Raw genomic sequence first — 19,746 nt, forward strand, 5'->3', positions numbered from 1 at the left:
AGGCCGTCAGCCGTCAGCCGTCAGCCGGGAAGGATCAGCTCGCGTTCGTCTCGATGACGCCGATCCGCTCCGCGGGCGTCTTGCCGATCAGCGCCTTGCCCATGGCCTGGGCCACGTCGGTCGGCTGGACCGGCGTCTTGGAGCCGTCGCCACGCTGGATCAGGACGCCGTCGAAGACGTTGCCGTACAGCTTCTTGAGCTCTTCGAGGTTGTAGCGCACCTCAAGGGTGCCGCCCGTGAGCGTCTTCGTCTCGAGGATCTTCGGCAGCGACTTCTCGGGGCCGAAGGGGATCGACTTGGCGCCCGCCTTGATGGTGACGTTGGCGGACATGGCCGGCTCGGCGAACCGGGTCATGAACTTGTCGACCTCGGTCTTGGAGACGGTCGGCTTGCGCGTGGTGACCGGCACCTGGACCGTGCCCGCGCTGCCCGTCTCGACCTGCTTCTCGTACGCCTCGGCGACCGCCTTCGTCGACGCCTCGGCGTCGATGCCCTTGCCGACCTTGCCGTAGACGGGCTGGGCCTTGCCGGGCACGAACTTGACCGTGCCCTCCTGTGCCGTGCCGGAGCCGCCCGCGGAGCGCTCCAGGGCGGCCGCGAGCTTCTCCTCGTCGACGGGCATGACGGGCTCGACGACGCGCTGGCCGCCGAAGAGCGAGCCGATCACCGAGACGGGGTTGTAGTCGCTGCCCGCGGCCTCGCGGACGGTGGCCTGGCTGTCCAGGGTCAGGCCCGCCTGGTCCGGCTTGAGCGTGACCGTGTCGCCGTCCACGGACAGCTTCAGAGGCTTGGTGACGCGCTCGTCGAGGGCCGCGTCGAGCTTCTTGACGGCCTCGTCGCGGGTGCCGCCGCCGATGTCGACGCCGAGCACGGTGGTGCCCTTCGGGACGTCGGCGTGGTTCATCAACAGGCCCGCGCCGTACGCCCCGCAGCCCACGACGACGACGGCGACCGCGAGGAGGACCAGCTTGTTGCGGCCCTTCTTCTTCGCCTTCTTGGCCGCGGGGGCGGCGGGCGGAACGTCCGAACGCACCGGCTCGGGCAGCTTCGGCGGGGTGTGCGGCACCGGTCCTTCGCCCTGCGGTCCGGGCGCGAACGGGGAGTTGTCGTGCGCGGGCGGCACGACGGGGATGCCGCTGGTGAGGGTCTCACCGGAGACGTTGCCGCCGGGCGTGGGAGCGCCGGGGCCCGCGGGGCCGCCCGGAGCGCCGGGCGCACCGGGTCCCCCGGGTCCGCCGGGAACCTGGCCGCCACCGACGGGCGGACGCGGGCCACCGGGCGGCGGCGAGAGCGGACCGGCCTTCTGCGGCGTGAGGATCGCGGTGTCGTCGCTCATGGCACCGGAACGGGGCGGCCGCGGGCCCGGGTCGCCGGGGCGTCCCGGAGGCGCCAGCGGGCTGTCGCCCGTGACGGGGCCGCCGGTCGGCCCCGCGGGCCTGGAGTCCCCGGAGCCGCTCGCGCCGCCCGCGCCGCCGGAGAAGTACGGCAGGTCGCCGCGGTGCGGGTCGCCGCCCTGCGGTGCGCCCGTGCCGAGGGGGCCCGACGCCACGGCGCCGGACACGTCGTAGGACCCTGTGCCGGAACCATTCGCCCCGGAACCACCGGAACCACCGGAACCGGTCGAACCACCAGAACCGGCCGAACCGGCCGAACCGGCCGAACCGGCCGAACTGCCATCCCCCCGGGAGGGCTTGCGCGGCGCGAACCAATCGCTCGTCTTCTCGTCGGCCGAGGAGGACGAGGGAGCCGATGAGGGCGACGCGTTCGGCGGCGACGCAGCCGCGCCCGCCCCCGCCCCCGCGCCCCCGTCACGCGGGACCGAACCGGAACCGGAACCGGAACCCGAGGCAGCCGTGTCTCCGGCCCCCGGCGCGGCACCGTCACGGCGTCCTTCGTCGTCCAGGGGCGACGATTCCCCGCGTGGGCCCTCGTCACCGACGGGCGTACGCATGACGACCGGCGGGATGGGCCGCGAGCCGGGGATGTTGATCCGGATGCGGGTGGTCAGCGTGGTCTGGGTCTCTGGTTCGTCGGGCCGCTCGTCGGCGGCCTGCCGCCGCGCTCCGTCCGCTCCGCCGTCGGCGGCAGCGCCCTGGGCCGGGGAGCCGTACGGCGGCGTCCCCGAGGGGTATGCGGCTCCACCGCGCCCCTGGGGCCCGGAGGACGAACTGTCAGTTTCACGACTCAAGGCAGGTTCTCCTGGTTGACTCCGCCGCCCGTCTCGACCTCGTCCGGGGTCCCCCCGGCCGGAGGTTGGGGGAGGCTCGGCGGCCGCACCACCATACTGGCCGCCGTCGGCACTCCTCCCGTGACCGGCGTCAAACCCCTGCGGGCCACGGGCCGAAGTGGTACGTCACTTGCCAAGTCGGGCGGCGGACGCGCTCGGTTGCGCCCCCTGCCCGAGCGTGGCGCACATCACAGCGACGGCCATTCCGCCGAGCAGGAAGCCGTACGAGCCGAGACCCGCGCCGAAGAGGAAGTCGCCCTCGGGTCTGGTGGCGGTGAGCAGCATCACCACGACCAGCCAGCCGGCGGCGGGCGCGACGGCCCCCGCCTTGCCGCCGATCGCCCGCGACCCGCCGTAGAAGGCGCCGGCGGCGCCGACGAGCGCGAGCAGCAACCCGGCGGGGAAGAAGCCGCCTTGGACGAGCGAGCCGGCCGCTCCGACGACGGCGCCGAGCACGAAGAGCCCGGCGTAGGCGGCGAGCCGGCCCACCCGCAGGGGCTGGGCGAGGAAGCTCCCCGCGGACGCCGCGCCCCCGCCCCCGCCGGATGACGTCGAACCAGAACGAGAGCCAGAACCAGAGCCAGAGCCCGGCCCGTGTGCCGTACCGGCCCCCGCCCCTGAACCCGCCCCCGACGACGCACGGGATCGCGTACTCACAGTGCGGTCACCTCAGCCACATCCGTCACCCTTTCGAGTCCCGCGAAGAGATCCGTCTCGCGGGACGTTCCCTCTGCCGACGTTTCTCCCCGCACCAGCTCGTAGTACTCCACATCGAAAATGGGCTGCGCGAGCAGGTTGGAGAGGCCGAAGAGGGGTTCGTCCACGGTGACCTGGGTGGCGTGGGCCCGCATCGCGGCCGTCTTGGCGGTCCGGTGGGCGGTGCCGTCGATCTCCGTGGTGATCCGCTCGTCGTCCGTGACGCCGGGCACGTCGGCGACGACGGCGGGCGTGTCGAACGCCGAGTGCGGCAGCTCCTGCGTCATCCGCAGGAACCGTTCCTCCGCCACGGTCCGCGGGAGACGGTTCCAGTAGATCTTGCCGATGGTGTGGGGTTCGCCGAGGTCGGCGCGGAAGGCGGGCTCGGACGCGAGGTCGGCGGCGCGCATGGCGACGCGGTGCGCCTGGATGTGGTCCGGGTGGCCGTACCCCCCGTCGGGGTCGTACGTCACGAGGACCTGCGGGCGCACCTCGCGGATCACCTCGACCAGATGGGCGGCGGCCTCGTCGAGGTCCGCCGACCAGAAGGAGCCGGGGCGGGTGTTCTGCTCGGCACCCATCATTCCGGAGTCGCGGTAGCGCCCGGGGCCGCCGAGGAAGCGGTGATCGGTGACGCCCACTTCCTTCATGGCGGCGGCCAGCTCCCCGATGCGCTGGGCGCCCAGGCAGTCCTCGCGGTCGGCGGCGAGATGGGCGAGTTCGGCCGGGATGACCTCGCCCTCCTCGCCCAGCGTGCAGGTCACCAAGGTGACATGCGCGCCCTCGGCCACGTACTTGGCCATGGTCGCGCCGGTGGTGATCGACTCGTCGTCGGGGTGCGCGTGCACGAGCAGCAGGCGCCGGGCGGGCAGTTCCGTCATGGGACCACCCTACGAGCACCGGTCAGAACTTGATGTCGCCGATCATCCCTGCCACGTTCGTCGTCAGCTCGTTGATGGTCGGTGCCATCGACGAGCTCGCCAGGTAGAAGCCGAGCAGCGTACAGACGACCGCGTGCCCCGCCTTCAGACCTGACTTCTTGACCAGCAGGAAGACGATGATCGCCAGCAGCACCACCGCCGAAATCGAGAGTGCCACGGCGGTCACCTCCAAGTCGTTGCCGTAACCCAGTGCGGACGCCAGCAGGTACATACCCACCAAGCGCTACGGATCATAACTATCCGTGCGGACGCATGACTCGGAGCACAGCAGCACAAGGGGGCGCATGCGCCATAGGCTCGGGGGATGACCACCGAGAACCCCGGAAATCCCAGGCCCGACGAGAGCCCGGCGCAGCGGCTCTCCTTCCCGCGTCAGCACGCCCGCACGCAACGCTTCACCCTCGGTGCGCCCCGTGCGTTCACGGTGGCGCCGGACGGTTCGCGCCTTGTCTTCCTGCGCTCGTCGGAAGGCACCGACCGGGCGAACCGGCTCTGGGTCCTTGACGTGTCGGACGGCGGCGGCGAGCGCGTGGCGGCCGATCCCCAGCTGCTGCTCGGCGGGGCGGACGAGCGGTTGTCCGCCGAGGAGCGCGCACGGCGCGAGCGCAGCCGTGAGGGGGGCGCGGGCATCGTGGGGTACGCGACGGACGCGGCGGTCGAACTGGCCGCGTTCGCGCTGTCGGGCCGGCTCTTCACGGCCGAGCTGCGTGCGGGCACGGCACGTGAACTGCCCACGCCGGGCCCCGTGATCGACCCGCGCCCCTCGCCGGACGGGCGGCACATCGCGTACGTCGCACGGGGCGCCCTGCGCGTGACCGGCGCCGACGGTGCGGGCGACCGGGCCCTCGCGGGGCCCGAGGAGGGCCAGGAGGAGACCGTCGCGTACGGGCTCGCGGAGTTCATCGCGGCCGAGGAGATGGGCCGTTCACGGGGCTTCTGGTGGTCGCCGGAGTCCGATCGGCTGCTCGTCGCGCGGGTGGACGACGCCCCTGTGCAGCGCTGGTGGATCGCCGACCCGGCGAACCCGGACCGCGAGCCGCAGCAGGTCGCGTACCCGGCCGCGGGCACGCCCAACGCGGATGTGCGGCTGTTCGTCCTGGGCCTGGACGGGTCGCGCACCGAGGTGATCTGGGACCGCGTCCGCTTCCCCTATCTCGCGCGGGTGCACTGGTCGGCGGACGGTGCGCCGCTGCTGCTCGTGCAGTCGCGGGACCAGTGCGGCCAGCTGTATCTGGCGGTGGACCCGGACAGCGGTTCGACTCGGATGGTGCATGCCGAGGAGGACGCAGAATGGCTGGAACTTTTCCCTGGTGTGCCGTGCTGGTCGCCCAGCGGCAAGCTGGTGCGGATCGTGGACGAGGGCGGCGCGCGCGTTCTGGCGTGGGGCGAACGGCCGCTGACAGGTGCTCAGTTGCACGTACGCGCGGTGCTGGACGTCACCGAGGAGGACATTCTGATCTCGGCGTCGGCCGGTGCGGCCGCCGCCGACCCGGAGACCGGTGAGATCCATGTGTACAGAGTGAACGAACTGGGTGTGGAGCGTGTGTCGCGGGAGCCCGGTGTGCACTCCGCGGTCCGCGCGGGCGGCCTCACCGTACTGGTGTCCGCCACTCTCGACCGTCCCGGCGCTCAGGTCCAGGTGCTGCGCGAGGGCAAGCAGGTGGCGACCGTCGCCTCACACGCCCAGCGCCCGGGGCTCACTCCGCGCGTGACGCTCACCGAAGGGGGCACGCGGAAGATTCCGTGCGCCGTCCTGCTCCCCACGGATTACAAGGAGACGGACGGGCCCCTTCCGGTGCTGCTCGATCCGTACGGCGGCCCGCACGGTCAGCGCGTCCAGCGTGCGCACAACATCTTCCTGACCTCGCAGTGGTTCGCCGATCAGGGCTTCGCGGTCCTCGTCGCGGACGGCCGCGGCACCCCCGGCCGCTCCCCCGCCTGGGAAAAGTCGATCAAGAACGACAAGACCCTGACGCTCGAGGACCAGGTCGACGCGCTCCACTCCCTCGCCGACCGGTTCCCCTTCGACCTGGACCGGGTGGCGATCCGCGGCTGGTCCTTCGGCGGCTATCTGGCCGGCATGTCCGCGCTGCGCCGCCCCGACGTGTTCCACGCCGCGGTGGTCGGCGCCCCGGTGACGGACCTGCGGCTCTACGACACGCACTACGAGGAGCGGTACCTGGGCGACCCGGCCCGCACCCCGGAAACGTACCGGCACAACTCCCTGATCTGGGACGACGGCCTGGTCGACGCGGTCGAGCCGCACCGCCCGATGCTGATCGTGCACGGCCTGGCCGACGACAACGTGGTGGTGGCGCACTCCCTGCGGCTCTCCTCGGCGCTGCTCGCCGCGGGCCGCCCGCACGAGGTCCTGCCCCTGTCCGGCGTCACGCACATGACCCCGCAGGAGCAGGTCGCGGAGAACCTGCTGCTGCTCCAGGTCGACTTCTTGAAGCGCTCCTTGGGGATGTGACCCGGGATGTGACCGGCCGCGAGCCCGCGGGCTACGGCAGGCCCGCGGGCTACGGCACGACCTGCTTCTCCTCGGCGAAATGGCAGGCCGAGTCGTGCGCCGCGGGCCCGTCCTCGTACCGGAACTCCGCGGGCACCGCGAGCGCAGGGACCTCCAGCGCGCACCGCTCCCGGGCCTTCCAGCAGCGGGTGCGGAACCGGCAGCCCGAGGGCGGGTTGGCGGGCGAGGGCACGTCTCCGGAGAGGATGATCCGCTCCCGGTGCTCACGCGCCTCGGGGTCGGGGACCGGCACGGCGGAGAGCAGCGCCTGGGTGTAGGGGTGCGTGGGGTGTTCGTAGATCTCCTCGTCGGAGCCGATCTCGATGATCCGGCCGAGGTACATCACACCGACCCGGTCGGAGATGTGCCGCACGATCGAGAGGTCGTGGGCGATGAAGACGTAACTCAGGTCGAACTCGTTCTGCAGCTTGTCCAGGAGGTTGATGACCTGCGCCTGGACGGAGACGTCGAGCGCGGAGACCGGTTCGTCGGCGACGATGATCTCGGGCCGCAGGGCCAGGCCGCGGGCGATGCCGATGCGCTGGCGCTGGCCGCCGGAGAACTGGTGCGGATAGCGGTTGATGTACTCGGGGTTGAGCCCGACCACGTCGAGCAGCTCCCGCACCTTCTGCCGCCGCGAGCCCTTCGGCGCGACCTCGGGATGGATGTCGTACGGTTCGCCGATGATGTCGCCGACCGTCATCCGTGGGTTCAGCGAGGTGTACGGGTCCTGGAACACCATCTGGATGTTGCGGCGCACCGCCTTCAGCGCGCGCCCCGACAGCTTGGTGATGTCCTCGCCCTTGTAGCGGATCTCGCCCGCGGTCGGCCGTTCCAGGTTGACCAGCATCTTCGCGACCGTCGACTTGCCGCAGCCGGACTCCCCCACGATGCCGAGCGTCTCGCCCCGCGCCAGGTCGAAGTCGACACCGTCCACGGCCTTGACCGCGCCGACCTGCTTGCGGATGACGATGCCCTGGGTCAGCGGATAGTGCTTGACGAGGCCGCGGACCTGAAGGACCGGTTCACCCGCCGGACCCGGGCCGCTCACGTGCGCGCCGCCGTCACCGTGACGCATCGAGCGTCTCCTTCCAGAAGTGGCAGGCGCTCCTGCGCTCGGCGGTCAGTCCCTCGTACGTGACCTTCGCGAGCGGCGGATCGTCGGTCACGCAGATGTCCTGGGCCATGGGGCAGCGGGGATGGAAGGCGCAGCCGGGCGGGATGTTCATGAGGTTCGGCGGCAGGCCCTTGATCGCGTAGAGCTCCTGGCCCTTCTGGTCCAGGCGCGGGATGGATTCGAGCAGGCCGAGGGTGTAGGGGTGAGCGGGCGCCTTGTAGATCTCGTGGACGGGGGCCCGCTCGACGATGCGGCCCGCGTACATGACGGCGATGTTGTCCGCGACGTCCGCGACGACGCCGAGGTCGTGGGTGATGAGGATCAGGCCCATGTTCATCTCGCGCTGGAGCTCCGCGAGCAGGTCCATGACCTGCGCCTGGACCGTCACGTCGAGGGCGGTGGTGGGCTCGTCGGCGATGATCAACGAGGGTTCGAGCGCCATCGCCATGGCGATCATGATGCGCTGGCGCATGCCGCCGCTGAACTGGTGCGGGTACTGGCCGACGCGTTCCCTGGCCGCCGGGATGCGCACGCGGTCCATGAGCTCGACGGCCTTGGCCTTCGCGTCCTTCCTCGACATGCCCTTGTGCACGACGTACATCTCGCCGAGTTGGTCGCCGACGCTGAGCACCGGGTTCAGGGAGGACAGCGCGTCCTGGAAGATCATCGCCATGCCGGCGCCGCGGACCTTGCGCCGCTCCTCCTTCTTCAGCTTGAGGAGGTCCTGGCCGCGGAAGAGGACCTCTCCCCTCGTGATCTTCCCGGGCGGGGTGTCGAGGATGCCCATGACGGCCTGCGCGGTCACGGACTTGCCGGAGCCCGACTCGCCGAGGACGGCGAGGGTCTCGCCCGCGGCGACGCTGTAGTCGACGCCGTTGACGGCCTTGGCCACCCCGTCCCTGGTGCGGAACTCCACGTGCAGGTCGCGCACCTCGAGCAGCTTGGCGGAGTGGGGTCCCTCGGGGGCGGGTGCCTCGGATGCCACGGTTGCCATGGGCGCCTACCTCAGCTTCGGGTCGAGGGCGTCGCGCACCGCGTCGCCGAGCATGATGAACGCGAGCACGGTGATCGCGAGGGCCCCGGCAGGCCAGAGCAGCATGTGCGGGGCGTTGCGGATGTACTGGGAGGCGGCCGAGATGTCGATGCCCCAGCTGACGGTCGGCGGCTTCAGGCCGACGCCGAGGTAGGAGAGCGTGGCCTCCAGGGCGATGTACGTGCCGAGGGCGATGGTCGCGACGACGATGACCGGGGCGACGGCGTTCGGGGTGATGTGGCGCAGGAGCATCCGTGAGTTGGAGGCGCCGAGGGCCCGTGCCGCCTGGACGTAGTCGTTCTGCTTGGCGGTGATGACGGAGCCGCGCGCGATGCGGGAGATCTGCGGCCAGCCGAGCAGCACCATGAAGCCGACGACCGGCCAGACCGTGGAGCTGGTGACCACCGACAGGAGCACCAGGCCGCCGAGGACGACGGGGATGGCGAAGAAGATGTCGGTGATGCGGGAGAGGACCGCGTCCAACGCCCCGCCGAAGAACCCGGCGAGCCCGCCGAGCACGCTGCCGATGACCGCGACGCCGAGGGTGGCGCAGACGCCGACGGTGACCGAGACCCGGGCGCCGTACACGACCCGGGTGTAGACGTCGCAGCCCTGTTCGTTGAAGCCGAAGGGGTGGCCGGGTGCCGAGCCCTTCTGCGCGTTGCCGAGGTCGCAGTCGAGCGGGTTGCGGGAGGCGATGAGCGAGGGCCAGAGGGAGATGACGACGAGGAAGAGGATGATCAGGCCCGAGACGATGAAGACGGGGTTGCGCCGCAGGTCCCGCCAGGCGTCGGACCACAGGCTGCGGGCCGGGGTGGAGGGGCCGCTGCCGTCGGGGCCGCCCGGTGTCCTCTCCAGTGACGTCGCCTCGCTCGTGGCGAGGTCCATCGCGCCGCCCATGCCGGTGGCGGCCATGGCCCGCTCCGGCTCCTGTGGTTCAGGCATAGCGGATCCTCGGGTCGAGTACGGCGTACAGGAGGTCGACGATCAGGTTCGCCGCCAGAAAGACCAGCACCAGCACGGTCACGAACCCGACGACGGTCTGCGTGCTCTGGCGGAGGATTCCCTGGTAGAGCTGGAAGCCGACGCCGTGGATGTTGAAGATCCGCTCGGTGACGATCGCGCCGCCCATCAGGGCGCCCACGTCGGTGCCGATGAAGGTGACCACCGGGATAAGTGAGTTGCGCAGCAGGTGCCGGGTGATGACGCGGCGCCGGGGCAGGCCCTTGGCGACGGCGGTGCGCACGTAGTCGGCGCGCCGGTTCTCCGCGATGGAGGTGCGGGTCAGGCGGGTCACGTACGCCAGGGAGACCGAGGCGAGCACGAGTCCCGGGATCAGCAGTTCGTTGAAGGGGGCCTCGCTCGACACGGAGGGTTTGACGACGCCCCACTGGACGCCGAGCAGGAGTTGCAGGACGAGTCCTGTGACGAAGGTGGGGATGGAGATCACGACGAGCGTGAGCAGCAGCACCACGGTGTCGATGGGGCGCCCGCGCCGCAGGCCCGTCAGGACGCCCAGCGAGATGCCGATGACGATCTCGAAGACGATGGCGACGACGGTCAGCCGGATGGTGACGGGGAAGGCGGCCGACATCAGCTCGGTGACCTTCTGGCCGTTGAAGGCGGTGCCGAAGTCGCCGGTGAAGAGGTTGCCCATGTACGTCAGGTACTGCTGCCACACCGGCTTATCGAGGCCGAACTCCTTCTTCAGCCGGTCGGCCGTGGCGGGGTCGCACTTGCGGTCGCCGCACAGGCCCGCGACGGGGTCGCCCATCACGTTCACCATCAGGAAGATCAGCAGAGTGGCGCCGATGAAGACCGGGATCATCTGCAGCAGACGCCGGATCACATAACGTCCCATGAGGGCTCCCGGCGTCTCAGTTGACCTTGATCTCGTTGTAGACCGGCACGCTGAACTGGTTGAGGGAGACGTCGGAGACGTTGTCGGAGTAGCCGGCGCTGCCGTTCTGGTACCAGAGCGGGATGGCGGGCATGTCGCGGGCGAGGATCTTCTCGGCGTCCTGGAACTTGGCCGTGGCCTTGTTCGTGTCCGTCTCGCCGTTGGCCTCGTTGACGAGCTTGTCGAACTCCTTGTCGGAGAACTTGCCGTCGTTGGACGGGGCGTCCGTGAAGTAGACCGGCTCCAGGAAGTTCTGGATCAGCGGGTAGTCCATCTGCCAGCCCGCGCGCCAGGCGCCGTCGAGCTCCTGCTTGGAGGCCTTGCTGCGGAAGTCGGCGAAGGTGCCGACGGGGCTGGCGACGCAGGCCTTGTCGTTGCCGAGGGCCCTGTTGATGGAGTTGCAGACGGCGTCGACCCACTCCTTGTGGGAGCCGGTGTCCGCGTTGTACGTGACCTTGAGGGTGCCGCCGGGGATGCCGCCGCCCTCCTCGACCAGCTTCTTGGCCTTCGCCGCGTCGTACGTGCAGGCGTCGCCGCACAGCCCCTTCTTGAAGCCGCCCTTCTCACCGAGGACCGGCGAGGTCCAGTCGGAGGCGGGCGTCCGCGTCTTCTGGAAGATGGTGTCGGTGATCTGCTCGCGGTTGATGGCCATGGACAGGCCCTGGCGGACCTTCTCCGTGCCCTCCTTCTTCCACTTGCTGTCGTAGAAGGGGAAGGCGAGGGTCTGGATGATGCCGGCGGGGGTGTTGATGTAGCGGTCGCCGAGGTCGTTCTTGGCGTTCCTGAGCTGCGAGGCGGGGACGTCGTCGACGAGGTCGAGATTGCCGGCCATCAGGTCGGTGTAGGCGATGCTGTTGTCGGTGTAGACCTTCATGTCCACCCCGCCGTTGCGCGCCTTGTCCTCGCCGGGGTAGCCGTCCCACTTGCGCAGGGACATCTTCGAGCCCTTGGTGTACGAGTCCACGGTGTACGGGCCGTTGCCGACGGGCTTGGACAGCCACGCGTCGTGGTTGTCGTAGAACGCCTTGGGCAGGGGTGCGAAGGCCGGGTAGCCGAGGGTGTCGGGCCAGGTGGAGAACTTCTGGCTGAGCTTTACCGTGAAGGTCCGCTCGTCGACGACCTTCAGTCCGGAGAGGGTCTCGGCGCTCGGGTCGCCCTTCTCGGGGTGGACCTTGTCGTACCCCTCGATGTAACCGAAGAAGTAGGCGTTCTTCTGGTTGTTCTTGAGGTTCGCGCCGTAGTTCCAGGCGTCCACGAAGGACTTGGCGGTGATCTTCTCGCCGTTGCTGAACTTCCAGTTGTCCTTGATCTTGACCGTGAAGTTCTGCGCGTCCTTGGTCTCGATCGACTCGGCGACCATGTCCTTGGCCTCGCCGGTCTTCGGGTCGTACCGCTTGAGGCCGCGGAAGACCATGTCCAGGATCTTGCCGCCCTGGACCTCGTTGGTGTTCGCCGGTTCGAGCGGGTTCTGCGGGTCGCCCCAGGAGGAGCTCACGATGCCGGAGCCGTCGCCACCGCCGCCGCCGCTGCTTCCCCCGCCCCCGCAGGCCGTCGCCGCGAGAGCGACCGCCACCGCGCATGCGGCCCATTTGGCGTGCGTGGCTCCACGCATGGAGTCCTCCTGTTCCGGCTGTACGTTCCGACTGAGTGGCTCACGTACCGCCAAATATCGCCGCAAGCTGAACGAACCGCACATTTACCCCGCCCGTACGAGTGCGAGCCCATCCGGATGTACGCATTCCGAGACGTCGGCGCCCGCATATCGGACTCATTGCCCTGGTTGCCCCGGCGTGCCCACCCTTGTCCATCACGCATGATTACGCCCACGTAATGGCATGCCCATGTTCACGCAAAGACTTGTTCAAGAAACCCAAGAGCGACCCAAAGCGCCTGACGATTCATTGACCGCGTGGGAAACGCCTTGCGAAAGTCGCGCCTAGCCCGTGGGTGCTGGTTGTCCTGCGGATTCCTGATGACCCCTCCGGGCCTGGAGCGCCATGACCTCGCCAACTCCCGCCGCTGCCGCCACGCTTGAAGTGACGGACAAAACAGACGGCACGCCTTCTTCGCCCAAGGACCAGGGCAGCAAGGGCCGTTCGCCGGGTCGGCTCGCCTGGACCCGGTTCAAGCGGGACAAGTCCGGCGTCGTCGCCGCGTGTGTCGTGCTGTTCTTCTTCGTCGTCGCGCTGTGTGCGCCGTTGATCTCGAAGGTGTACGGCAAGGACCCGTACACGACGTACGGCGTCAACGACCCGAGCCTGTTCAACGAGTTCAGCTATCCGATCAAGCCGAACGGTGGCATCGACAGCGAGTTCTGGTTCGGCATCGAGCCCCAGCTCGGCCGGGACGTCCTGACCTTCCTGCTGTACGGCATGCGCAACTCGCTGCTCATCGCCGCGGCGACCACGATCCTCGTGACGCTCATCGGCATCGCCGTCGGCATCACGGCCGGCTACCTCGGCGGCAAGACCGACTACTTCATCGGCCGGGTCATCGACATCCTGCTCGCCTTCCCCTCGACGCTCTTCTTCATCGCCTTCTGGCCCGTGATGATCTCGGTGGTGGTCGCTCCCGAGGACAAGACGCCGACCTGGCTGACGGTCACCAGCCTCATCGCGGTGATGACGGCCTTCGGCTGGGCATCCATCGCCCGCCTGCTCCGCGGCGAGGTACTGGCACTGCGCGAGCGGGAGTTCGTGGAGGCGGCGAAGGTCACGGGCGCCTCACCGGCCAGGATCATCTTCAAGGAACTGCTGCCCAACCTGTGGACGCCGATCCTCATCCAGGCCACGCTCGCCCTGCCCATGTTCGTCACCGCCGAGGCCGGACTCGCCTTCCTGGGCGTGGGACTTCAGGAGCCCACCCCCGACTGGGGCGTGATGATCCAGCGCGCCTCCGAGGTGTACGAGCAGGACATCACGTACATGGCCTTCCCCGGCATCGCGATGGTGATCTTCGTCGTCGCCTTCAACCTCCTCGGTGACTCGGTGCGCGACGCGCTGGACCCGAAGACCAAACGCTGACACTCCCCAGGTCCGGCACACGCGACGGGGCAGTGCCGGGCCGTTCCTCCGCTCCTCTTCATTCAGCTTTCTTCGACAATCAGGGTTGGTAGCCACATGTCTCTCTCCCGCAGAAACTTCGTCGTCGCGACCTCGGTCGCGGCCGGTGGATCGATGGTCCTGTCCGCGTGCAGCAGCGGCGGCTCCGGCGACGGCGGGGGCGGCAACCACGGCGGCGCCACCGAGTACACGGGCGCCACCGTCAAGATCGGCACCGCGGAGGACTCGAAGGGCCCCGCCCCCAAGGTCCCGGGAGCGAAGAAGGGCGGCACGATCTACGGTGTCGCTGAGGACGACGTGTCGCACATGGACCCGCAGCGCATCTACTTCGCGTACAACTCCTCCGTCGCCAACCTGTACGCCCGCACCCTCACCGGCTACTACATCGACGACAAGGGCAAGATGACCCTGGTCGGCGACCTCGCCACCGACGTGGGCAAGGCGTCCAACGGAAACAAGACCTGGACCTTCACGCTGAAGGACGGTCTGAAGTGGCAGGACGGCAGCGAGCTCACCGTCGAGGACGTCCGCCACGGCTTCGAGCGCTCCTGGGCCTCGTTCATCACCGAGGGCGCCTCGTACGTCCAGACGGCGCTGACCGGCAAGGGCGCCAAGTGGCGCGAGGGCTACAAGGGCCCGTACGGCGGTGACCACCTGGACTCGATCGTCATCGACAAGGCGAAGAAGACCATCACCTTCAAGCTGAAGGAAGCCCGCCCGGACTTCAACTTCACGCTGGCGATGCACTCGTACGCCGCCACCCCGGTGAAGCACGACACCAAGGAGAAGTACGACAAGACGCCGTTCTCCTGCGGCCCGTACATCGTCAAGCACCGCTCCATCGACAAGTCGATGACGCTGACGCGCAACAAGCACTGGGACCCGAAGACCGACCCGATCCGCACCGCGTACCCGGACAGCTTCGAGTTCGAGTTCGGGCCGACGGGCCTTGACTCCTGCGACCGCTTCATCGCGGACCAGGGCAAGGACCAGCAGATGATCGCCATCTACGAGCCGATCCCCGCCGAGCGCATGCAGAAGGTGCTCTCCAACCCGGCGGTCAAGAAGCGGTCCTTCAACGGACTCTCCTCCGGCACGTACTACTACGCGATCAACACCAAGCGCATCACCGACGTCGAGGTGCGCAAGGCCCTCAACATCGCGTGGCCGCTGGAGCAGATCCGCCGGATCTACGGCGGCGAGTCGGCGGGCGAGCTGGCGACGACCATCCTCAGCCCCGACATCATCGGCCGCGAGAAGTTCGACGTCTTCGGCAAGCTGAAGAAGCCCGCCGGTGACCCGGCGGCCGCCAAGGCCATTCTGAAGAAGGCCGGCAAGCTCGGACAGAAGATCGTCTACGCCTTCCCGCAGCGCCCCACGTACGACAAGACCAAGGTCGTCATCGAGAACGCGCTGAAGGCCGCCGGCTTCGACCCGGTCATCAAGCCGCTCAACTCGACGGACTACTACGACCAGGCCCAGCGCATCGACAACAAGTTCGACGTCATGTGGTTCGGCTGGTCCCCGGACTGGCCGACCGCCTACACCCTGATCCAGCCGCTCTTCGACGGTGACGCCATCGGCGACGGCCAGAACAACATCTCGCAGACCGACATCGACTGGATCAACGAGGCGATCAAGAAGAACGCGGTCATCTCGGACCAGAAGGAAGCGGGCAAGGCCTGGGCCGAGCTCGACAAGCGGATCATGGAAGAGGTCGTGCCGATCATCCCGGAGACCTACCAGCGCCGCTTCTACCTGCACGGCTCCAAGGTCGGTGGCGCGCAGCACGACCCGCAGTTCGCCGCGACGCTGATCTACAAGACGTACGTCAAGGCCTGACGACCGGCCCCAGTGGTGGGGCGGCCCCTCCTCGCCGAGGACCGCCCCACCTCCTCCTCACCCACGGCATCCGTCAGGAAAACCAACTGCCATGCTCCGCTTCCTCCTTCGCCGCATCGTCGGTGGCGCGGTGATCCTGCTGATCATCAGCGTTCTCGTCTTCGTTCTCTTCTACGCCGCCCCGCGCGACCCGGCCCGGCTGGCCTGCGGCAAGGTCTGCTCGCCCGAGACCCTGGACCTGGTGCGGCACAACCTGGGGATCGCCGATTCGCTGCCGGTGCAGTACTGGCACTGGTTCCAGGGCCTGTTCGTGGGCCGCGACTACGCCAGCTTCGGCAACTGCCCCGCGCCCTGCCTCGGTTACTCGTTCCGCAACCGCGAGCCGGTCCTCGGCACCATCCTGGACCGCTTCCCGACCACCGTGTCGCTCTCGCTCGGCGCCTCCGCCGTCTTCGTCGTCTTCGGTGTGGGCACCGGCATGCTGGCCGCCTCCAAGCAGGGCAAGCTCATCGACAAGATCGCGTCGTCCGCCTCGCTGATCGCGTCCTCGCTGCAGATCTACGTCGTCGGCGTCTTCGCCGTCTACCTCTTCGTGTACCAGCTGCAGTGGATGGACCGGCCGCAGTACACCCCGATCACCGAGAGCCCCGGCGAATGGTTCTCCGGACTGCTGATCCCCTGGCTGGTGCTCTCGCTGATCTTCACGGCGAACTACACCCGCATGACCCGCTCCCAGATGGTCGAGACCCTCAGCGAGGACTACGTCCGCACGGCGCGCGCCAAGGGGCTCTCCACCCGGTCGGTCTTCTTCCGGTTCGCCTGGCGAGGGGCGATGGGGCCGATCATCACCATCTTCGGCCTCGACCTGGGCGTACTGCTCGGCGGCGCGATCATCACCGAGAAGACCTTCGCCCTGCACGGCATCGGCGACCTGTCGGTGCGTGCGGTCTACACCAGCGACCTGCCCATGCTGCTGGGCGTCGTCCTGGTGGCCGCCACGGCGATCGTCGTCTTCAACATCATCGTCGACGCGGTCTACGCCCTCATCGACCCGCGCGTACGCCTCGCCTAGGGCTCAGGGAGACAGATCTGATGAGCACCACCCCCTTCCTGTCCGTACGCGACCTGCGCGTCCACTTCTCCACCGAGGACGGCATGGTCAAGGCCGTGGACGGCCTCGACTTCGAAGTGGAGAAGGGCAAGACCCTCGGCATCGTCGGCGAGTCCGGCTCCGGCAAGTCCGTCACCAACCTCGCCATCCTGGGTCTGCACCACAAGGACAGCACCGCCATCGACGGCGAGATCCTGCTGGACGGCCAGGAGTTGCTCAGCGCCACCGAGCGGGAGCTGGAGCGGCTGCGCGGCAACAAGATGGCGATGATCTTCCAGGACGCGCTCGCGTCCCTGTCGCCGTACCACACCATCGGCCGGCAGATCGGCGAGACGTTCCGCAAGCACACCGGCGCCTCCAAGAAGGAGGCCAGGGACCGGTCGATCGAGATGCTGACGAAGGTCGGCATCCCGCAGCCCGATCTGCGCGTGGACGACTACCCGCACCAGTTCTCCGGCGGTATGCGCCAGCGCGCGATGATCGCGATGTCGCTGGTCTGCAACCCGGCGCTGCTGATCGCCGACGAGCCGACCACGGCGCTGGACGTGACGGTCCAGGCCCAGATCATGGACCTCCTGAAGGACCTCCAGCAGGAGTTCGGCACGGCGATCATCTTCATCACGCACGACCTCGGCGTGATCGCCGACATCGCGGACGACGTCCTGGTGATGTACGGCGGGCGGTGCGTGGAGCGCGGCACGAAGAAGGAGGTGCTGCGCGCGCCGCAGCACCCCTACACGTGGGGCCTCCTCGGCTCGATGCCGTCGCTGGAAGGCCCGGTGGACGTACCTCTCTCCCCCATCCCGGGCACGCCGCCGAGCCTCCTCAACCCGCCCTCCGGGTGCCGGTTCCACCCGCGGTGCGCGTTCACCGAGCAGGTCGGGGGCGGACGCTGCTCGGGCGAGCAGCCGCTCCTCGAACTGACCGGGGGACGGGGCGCGGCCTGCCACCTCACCGCGGAGCAGCGGGCGGAATTCTTCGCGGACTACGCGGGTGCCGCGGGGCGCGGCGCGCGCACCGACTGACGTACAAGAGACTGGACTTGACCACTATGAGCGACAGCACTCCTCTCCTGGATGTCAGCGGTCTGACCAAGCACTTCCCCATCCTGGGCGGGTTCCCGTTCAAGCGGAAGATCGGTGCCGTGCAGGCGGTCGACGGGCTGAACTTCACCGTCGCCGAGGGCGAGAGCCTGGGCCTGGTCGGCGAGTCCGGCTGCGGCAAGTCGACGACGGGCCGACTGATCACGCGCCTCCTGGAGCCGACCGGCGGGAAGATCTCCTACCGCGGCCAGGACATCACGCACGCCTCGCGCAAGCAGCTGGCGCCGGTCCGCTCGGAGATCCAGATGATCTTCCAGGACCCGTACGCTTCGCTGAACCCGCGCCAGACGGTCGGCAAGATCATCTCGGGTCCGATGGAGGTCAACGACATCAACCCGGCGGGCGGCCGCGAGGCCCGCGTCCGCGAGCTCCTGGAGACGGTCGGCCTCAACCCGGAGCACTACAACCGCTTCCCGCACGAATTCTCCGGCGGCCAGCGCCAACGTATCGGTGTGGCACGGGCGCTGGCGCTCGAACCCAAACTGATCGTGGCGGACGAACCGGTCTCCGCGCTCGACGTCTCGATCCAGGCGCAGGTGGTGAACCTGCTGCAGAAGCTCCAGAAGGATCTGGGCATCGCGTTCCTCTTCATCGCCCACGACCTGGCGGTGGTACGCCACTTCTCGCAACGCGTCGCGGTCATGTACCTGGGCCGGATCGTGGAGATCGCCGACCGGGAGAGCCTGTACGGGAACCCTCGCCACCCCTACACGAAGGCGCTGCTGTCGGCGGTGCCCGAGGCGACGGCGGACGACGTACCGCGCCGCGAGCGCATCCTCCTGACGGGCGACGTCCCCTCCCCCGTCAACCCGCCCTCGGGCTGCCGCTTCCGCACGCGCTGCTGGAAGGCGACGGACAAGTGTGCGTCGGAGGACCCGCCGCTGGTCCAGATCGACGGCAACCGCGAGGGCCACCTGACGGCATGCCACTACCCGGAGGACCCGGCGGAACTGGCGGTTCCGTCAGCGCGCAAGTCGCTCTGACACCCGCTGCGCCCGCGCCCCCCTGCCTCCGTACCGGGCCCGGCCACCCCTCCGTGCCGGGCCCCGCAGCCCGGAACCGGCCCGTCCTCCCCCTTGACCCGAGCGGGGCGCGGCCGGTTCCGGGCCTGCCGTGCGCTGCGGGATCCTGCTGGGTCATCATGCAGGGATGAGCGCACACCCCACTTCCGACCGCCCGGCCGCGGTCCGGCTCACCCAGTACACACACGCCGACGTGGCAGAGATCCTGGGCGACGGCGAGGACCCGTTCGGCGTCGCGGAGACCGGTCTGGCCTGGCTGTCCAAGGAAGAACACTTCGGCATACGTCATGAGGGCCGGCTGGTGGCCCACGCGGGCTTGCGCCGCCTGCCCCTGTCGGTCGACGGGACCGACCTGGAGGTGATCGGGGTCGGCGGCGTGGCGGTCGCTCCCGACGTACGCGGCCGGGGCCTGGCCCGCGAGGTCCTCACGACGGCCCTGTCCCACGCCCGCACCCTGGGCCCCGACCACGCCCTGCTCTTCTGCCGCCCGCCACTCGTCACGCTGTACGAGAGGCTGGGCTGGCACGCGCTCGACTCCGAAGTACGTGTCGAGCAACCCGGCGACCGCGTGGTGACGATGCCCCTGCGGACGATGGTGACACCGCTGCGGGAGGATGCGCGGTGGCCCGGGGGGCCGGTGCGGGTGCGGTCCCTTCCCATGTGACCGACCGGCTCCGTCTTGACGGAGCGGCGGGAACTTCGGTGGGCCTGCGTCTTTGGTGGTCACCGGGGCCGCCCGGTTTTAAGCGGATTGTGGCGCCTCCGGGCCGGCAGTAAAGGGCGCTCCCTACGGTCGCGTCGGCTCCGCCGATTCCGCTCCGCTCCACCCTTGACTCCCGCCCCTCCACCGCAGGCTTTTTCTTGACCCGGACGGCCAGGGGTGAGGCGACGGGAATCGCGGGGATGGGGCGTCCCCTCTCGCTGCCGGGTGCGGACCGGTCCAACGTGCGTGGACGTCACCGTGGTGGCTGGCCCGGCCCCGCCGCTCGGGTCATCAGCTCTCGCCGCCGGGTGCGGACCGGTCCAACGTGCGTGGACGTCACCGTCGCGGCTGGCCCGGCCCCGCCGCTCGGGTCATCGGCTTGCGCTGCCGGGTGCGGACCGGTCCAACGTGCGTGGACGTCACCGTGGTGGCTGGCCCGGCCCCGCCGCTCGGGTCATCGGCTCTCGCTGCCGGGTG

General features: G+C 69.3%; 16 protein-coding genes. 7 read left to right on the top strand and 9 right to left on the bottom strand.

Going from position 1 to position 19,746, the window contains the following annotated elements:
- Positions 1-34 precede the first annotated feature (34 nt).
- From AB0N81_RS17220 to AB0N81_RS17235, 4 genes are all read right to left on the bottom strand, one after another.
- Entirely contained in the window at positions 35-2,188 is a 2,154-nt protein-coding gene (locus AB0N81_RS17220; protein ID WP_365358935.1) for a hypothetical protein, read from the bottom strand.
- 165 nt (positions 2,189-2,353) lie between these two features.
- The gene (locus AB0N81_RS17225; RefSeq protein ID WP_365358996.1) at positions 2,354-2,722 is read right to left on the bottom strand and encodes a DUF6113 family protein; all 369 of its coding nucleotides are present in this window, start codon (positions 2,720-2,722) and stop codon (positions 2,354-2,356) included.
- A gap of 158 nt (positions 2,723-2,880) precedes the next feature.
- Positions 2,881-3,804, bottom strand: a complete 924-nt coding sequence (gene mshB, locus AB0N81_RS17230; protein ID WP_365358937.1) for an N-acetyl-1-D-myo-inositol-2-amino-2-deoxy-alpha-D-glucopyranoside deacetylase — start codon at positions 3,802-3,804, stop codon at positions 2,881-2,883.
- Between the two features lie 22 nt (positions 3,805-3,826).
- Complete coding sequence (locus tag AB0N81_RS17235) at positions 3,827-4,021, bottom strand: hypothetical protein (protein ID WP_362996229.1); 195 nt, start codon at positions 4,019-4,021, stop codon at positions 3,827-3,829.
- Positions 4,022-4,168: 147 nt separating this feature from the next.
- On the opposite strand from AB0N81_RS17235, the gene AB0N81_RS17240 reads away from it, so the two are divergent.
- Positions 4,169-6,337 (top strand): prolyl oligopeptidase family serine peptidase, encoded by a 2,169-nt coding sequence (locus tag AB0N81_RS17240; protein ID WP_365358939.1) that lies wholly within the window; start codon positions 4,169-4,171, stop codon positions 6,335-6,337.
- A gap of 49 nt (positions 6,338-6,386) precedes the next feature.
- On the opposite strand, the gene AB0N81_RS17245 is transcribed toward AB0N81_RS17240, so the two are convergent.
- Genes AB0N81_RS17245 through AB0N81_RS17265 form a run of 5 tightly spaced genes read right to left on the bottom strand, consistent with a single transcriptional unit; the run spans position 6,387 to position 12,038 of the window.
- Positions 6,387-7,454, bottom strand: coding sequence for a dipeptide ABC transporter ATP-binding protein (locus tag AB0N81_RS17245; RefSeq protein WP_365358941.1), 1,068 nt, complete (start codon positions 7,452-7,454; stop codon positions 6,387-6,389).
- Entirely contained in the window at positions 7,441-8,487 is a 1,047-nt protein-coding gene (locus AB0N81_RS17250; RefSeq protein WP_365358943.1) for an ABC transporter ATP-binding protein, read from the bottom strand. The genes AB0N81_RS17245 and AB0N81_RS17250 overlap by 14 nt, the downstream gene beginning before the upstream one ends.
- A gap of 6 nt (positions 8,488-8,493) precedes the next feature.
- Positions 8,494-9,471 carry an ABC transporter permease gene (locus AB0N81_RS17255; RefSeq protein ID WP_365358945.1) on the bottom strand — a complete coding sequence of 326 codons (978 nt, stop codon included), beginning with the start codon at positions 9,469-9,471 and terminating at the stop codon, positions 8,494-8,496.
- Positions 9,464-10,387 (bottom strand): ABC transporter permease, encoded by a 924-nt coding sequence (locus AB0N81_RS17260; protein WP_365358947.1) that lies wholly within the window; start codon positions 10,385-10,387, stop codon positions 9,464-9,466. The genes AB0N81_RS17255 and AB0N81_RS17260 overlap by 8 nt, the downstream gene beginning before the upstream one ends.
- Positions 10,388-10,403: 16 nt before the next feature.
- Positions 10,404-12,038 carry an ABC transporter substrate-binding protein gene (locus AB0N81_RS17265; RefSeq protein ID WP_365358949.1) on the bottom strand — a complete coding sequence of 545 codons (1,635 nt, stop codon included), beginning with the start codon at positions 12,036-12,038 and terminating at the stop codon, positions 10,404-10,406.
- 385 nt (positions 12,039-12,423) lie between these two features.
- Here AB0N81_RS17265 and AB0N81_RS17270 point away from each other — a divergent pair, with 385 nt between their 5' ends.
- The 6 genes from AB0N81_RS17270 (at position 12,424) to AB0N81_RS17295 (ending at position 19,230) form a co-directional block, all read left to right on the top strand.
- The gene (locus AB0N81_RS17270; protein WP_365358951.1) at positions 12,424-13,449 is read left to right on the top strand and encodes an ABC transporter permease; all 1,026 of its coding nucleotides are present in this window, start codon (positions 12,424-12,426) and stop codon (positions 13,447-13,449) included.
- A 96-nt stretch (positions 13,450-13,545) separates the two neighbouring features.
- A complete protein-coding gene (locus AB0N81_RS17275; protein ID WP_365358953.1) occupies positions 13,546-15,330 on the top strand; it encodes an ABC transporter substrate-binding protein in 1,785 nt (594 codons plus the stop codon).
- 91 nt (positions 15,331-15,421) lie between these two features.
- Entirely contained in the window at positions 15,422-16,402 is a 981-nt protein-coding gene (locus AB0N81_RS17280) for an ABC transporter permease (protein WP_365358955.1), read from the top strand.
- A 20-nt stretch (positions 16,403-16,422) separates the two neighbouring features.
- Positions 16,423-17,466 (top strand): ABC transporter ATP-binding protein, encoded by a 1,044-nt coding sequence (locus tag AB0N81_RS17285; RefSeq protein ID WP_365358957.1) that lies wholly within the window; start codon positions 16,423-16,425, stop codon positions 17,464-17,466.
- A gap of 26 nt (positions 17,467-17,492) precedes the next feature.
- Complete coding sequence (locus AB0N81_RS17290; RefSeq protein WP_365358959.1) at positions 17,493-18,527, top strand: dipeptide ABC transporter ATP-binding protein; 1,035 nt, start codon at positions 17,493-17,495, stop codon at positions 18,525-18,527.
- A gap of 166 nt (positions 18,528-18,693) precedes the next feature.
- Positions 18,694-19,230 (top strand): GNAT family N-acetyltransferase, encoded by a 537-nt coding sequence (locus AB0N81_RS17295; protein ID WP_365358961.1) that lies wholly within the window; start codon positions 18,694-18,696, stop codon positions 19,228-19,230.
- Positions 19,231-19,746 lie beyond the last annotated feature (516 nt).

Origin of the sequence: Streptomyces sp. NPDC093510 (assembly GCF_040683555.1) — a bacterium.
In the GTDB taxonomy this organism is placed as follows: Bacteria; Actinomycetota; Actinomycetes; order Streptomycetales; family Streptomycetaceae; genus Streptomyces.

Excerpts from the sequence above, each read along its gene's own strand:
- AB0N81_RS17260 (WP_365358947.1), bottom strand. The coding sequence starts at position 10,387 with ATGGGACGTTATGTGATCCGGCGTCTGCTGCAGATGATCCCGGTCTTC.
- AB0N81_RS17275 (WP_365358953.1), top strand. The coding sequence starts at position 13,546 with ATGTCTCTCTCCCGCAGAAACTTCGTCGTCGCGACCTCGGTCGCGGCC.
- AB0N81_RS17280 (WP_365358955.1), top strand. The coding sequence starts at position 15,422 with ATGCTCCGCTTCCTCCTTCGCCGCATCGTCGGTGGCGCGGTGATCCTG.
- AB0N81_RS17255 (WP_365358945.1), bottom strand. The coding sequence starts at position 9,471 with ATGCCTGAACCACAGGAGCCGGAGCGGGCCATGGCCGCCACCGGCATG.
- AB0N81_RS17240 (WP_365358939.1), top strand. The coding sequence starts at position 4,169 with ATGACCACCGAGAACCCCGGAAATCCCAGGCCCGACGAGAGCCCGGCG.
- AB0N81_RS17295 (WP_365358961.1), top strand. The coding sequence starts at position 18,694 with ATGAGCGCACACCCCACTTCCGACCGCCCGGCCGCGGTCCGGCTCACC.
- AB0N81_RS17270 (WP_365358951.1), top strand. The coding sequence starts at position 12,424 with ATGACCTCGCCAACTCCCGCCGCTGCCGCCACGCTTGAAGTGACGGAC.
- AB0N81_RS17250 (WP_365358943.1), bottom strand. The coding sequence starts at position 8,487 with ATGGCAACCGTGGCATCCGAGGCACCCGCCCCCGAGGGACCCCACTCC.
- mshB (WP_365358937.1), bottom strand. The coding sequence starts at position 3,804 with ATGACGGAACTGCCCGCCCGGCGCCTGCTGCTCGTGCACGCGCACCCC.
- AB0N81_RS17245 (WP_365358941.1), bottom strand. The coding sequence starts at position 7,454 with ATGCGTCACGGTGACGGCGGCGCGCACGTGAGCGGCCCGGGTCCGGCG.
- AB0N81_RS17285 (WP_365358957.1), top strand. The coding sequence starts at position 16,423 with ATGAGCACCACCCCCTTCCTGTCCGTACGCGACCTGCGCGTCCACTTC.
- AB0N81_RS17290 (WP_365358959.1), top strand. The coding sequence starts at position 17,493 with ATGAGCGACAGCACTCCTCTCCTGGATGTCAGCGGTCTGACCAAGCAC.
- AB0N81_RS17265 (WP_365358949.1), bottom strand. The coding sequence starts at position 12,038 with ATGCGTGGAGCCACGCACGCCAAATGGGCCGCATGCGCGGTGGCGGTC.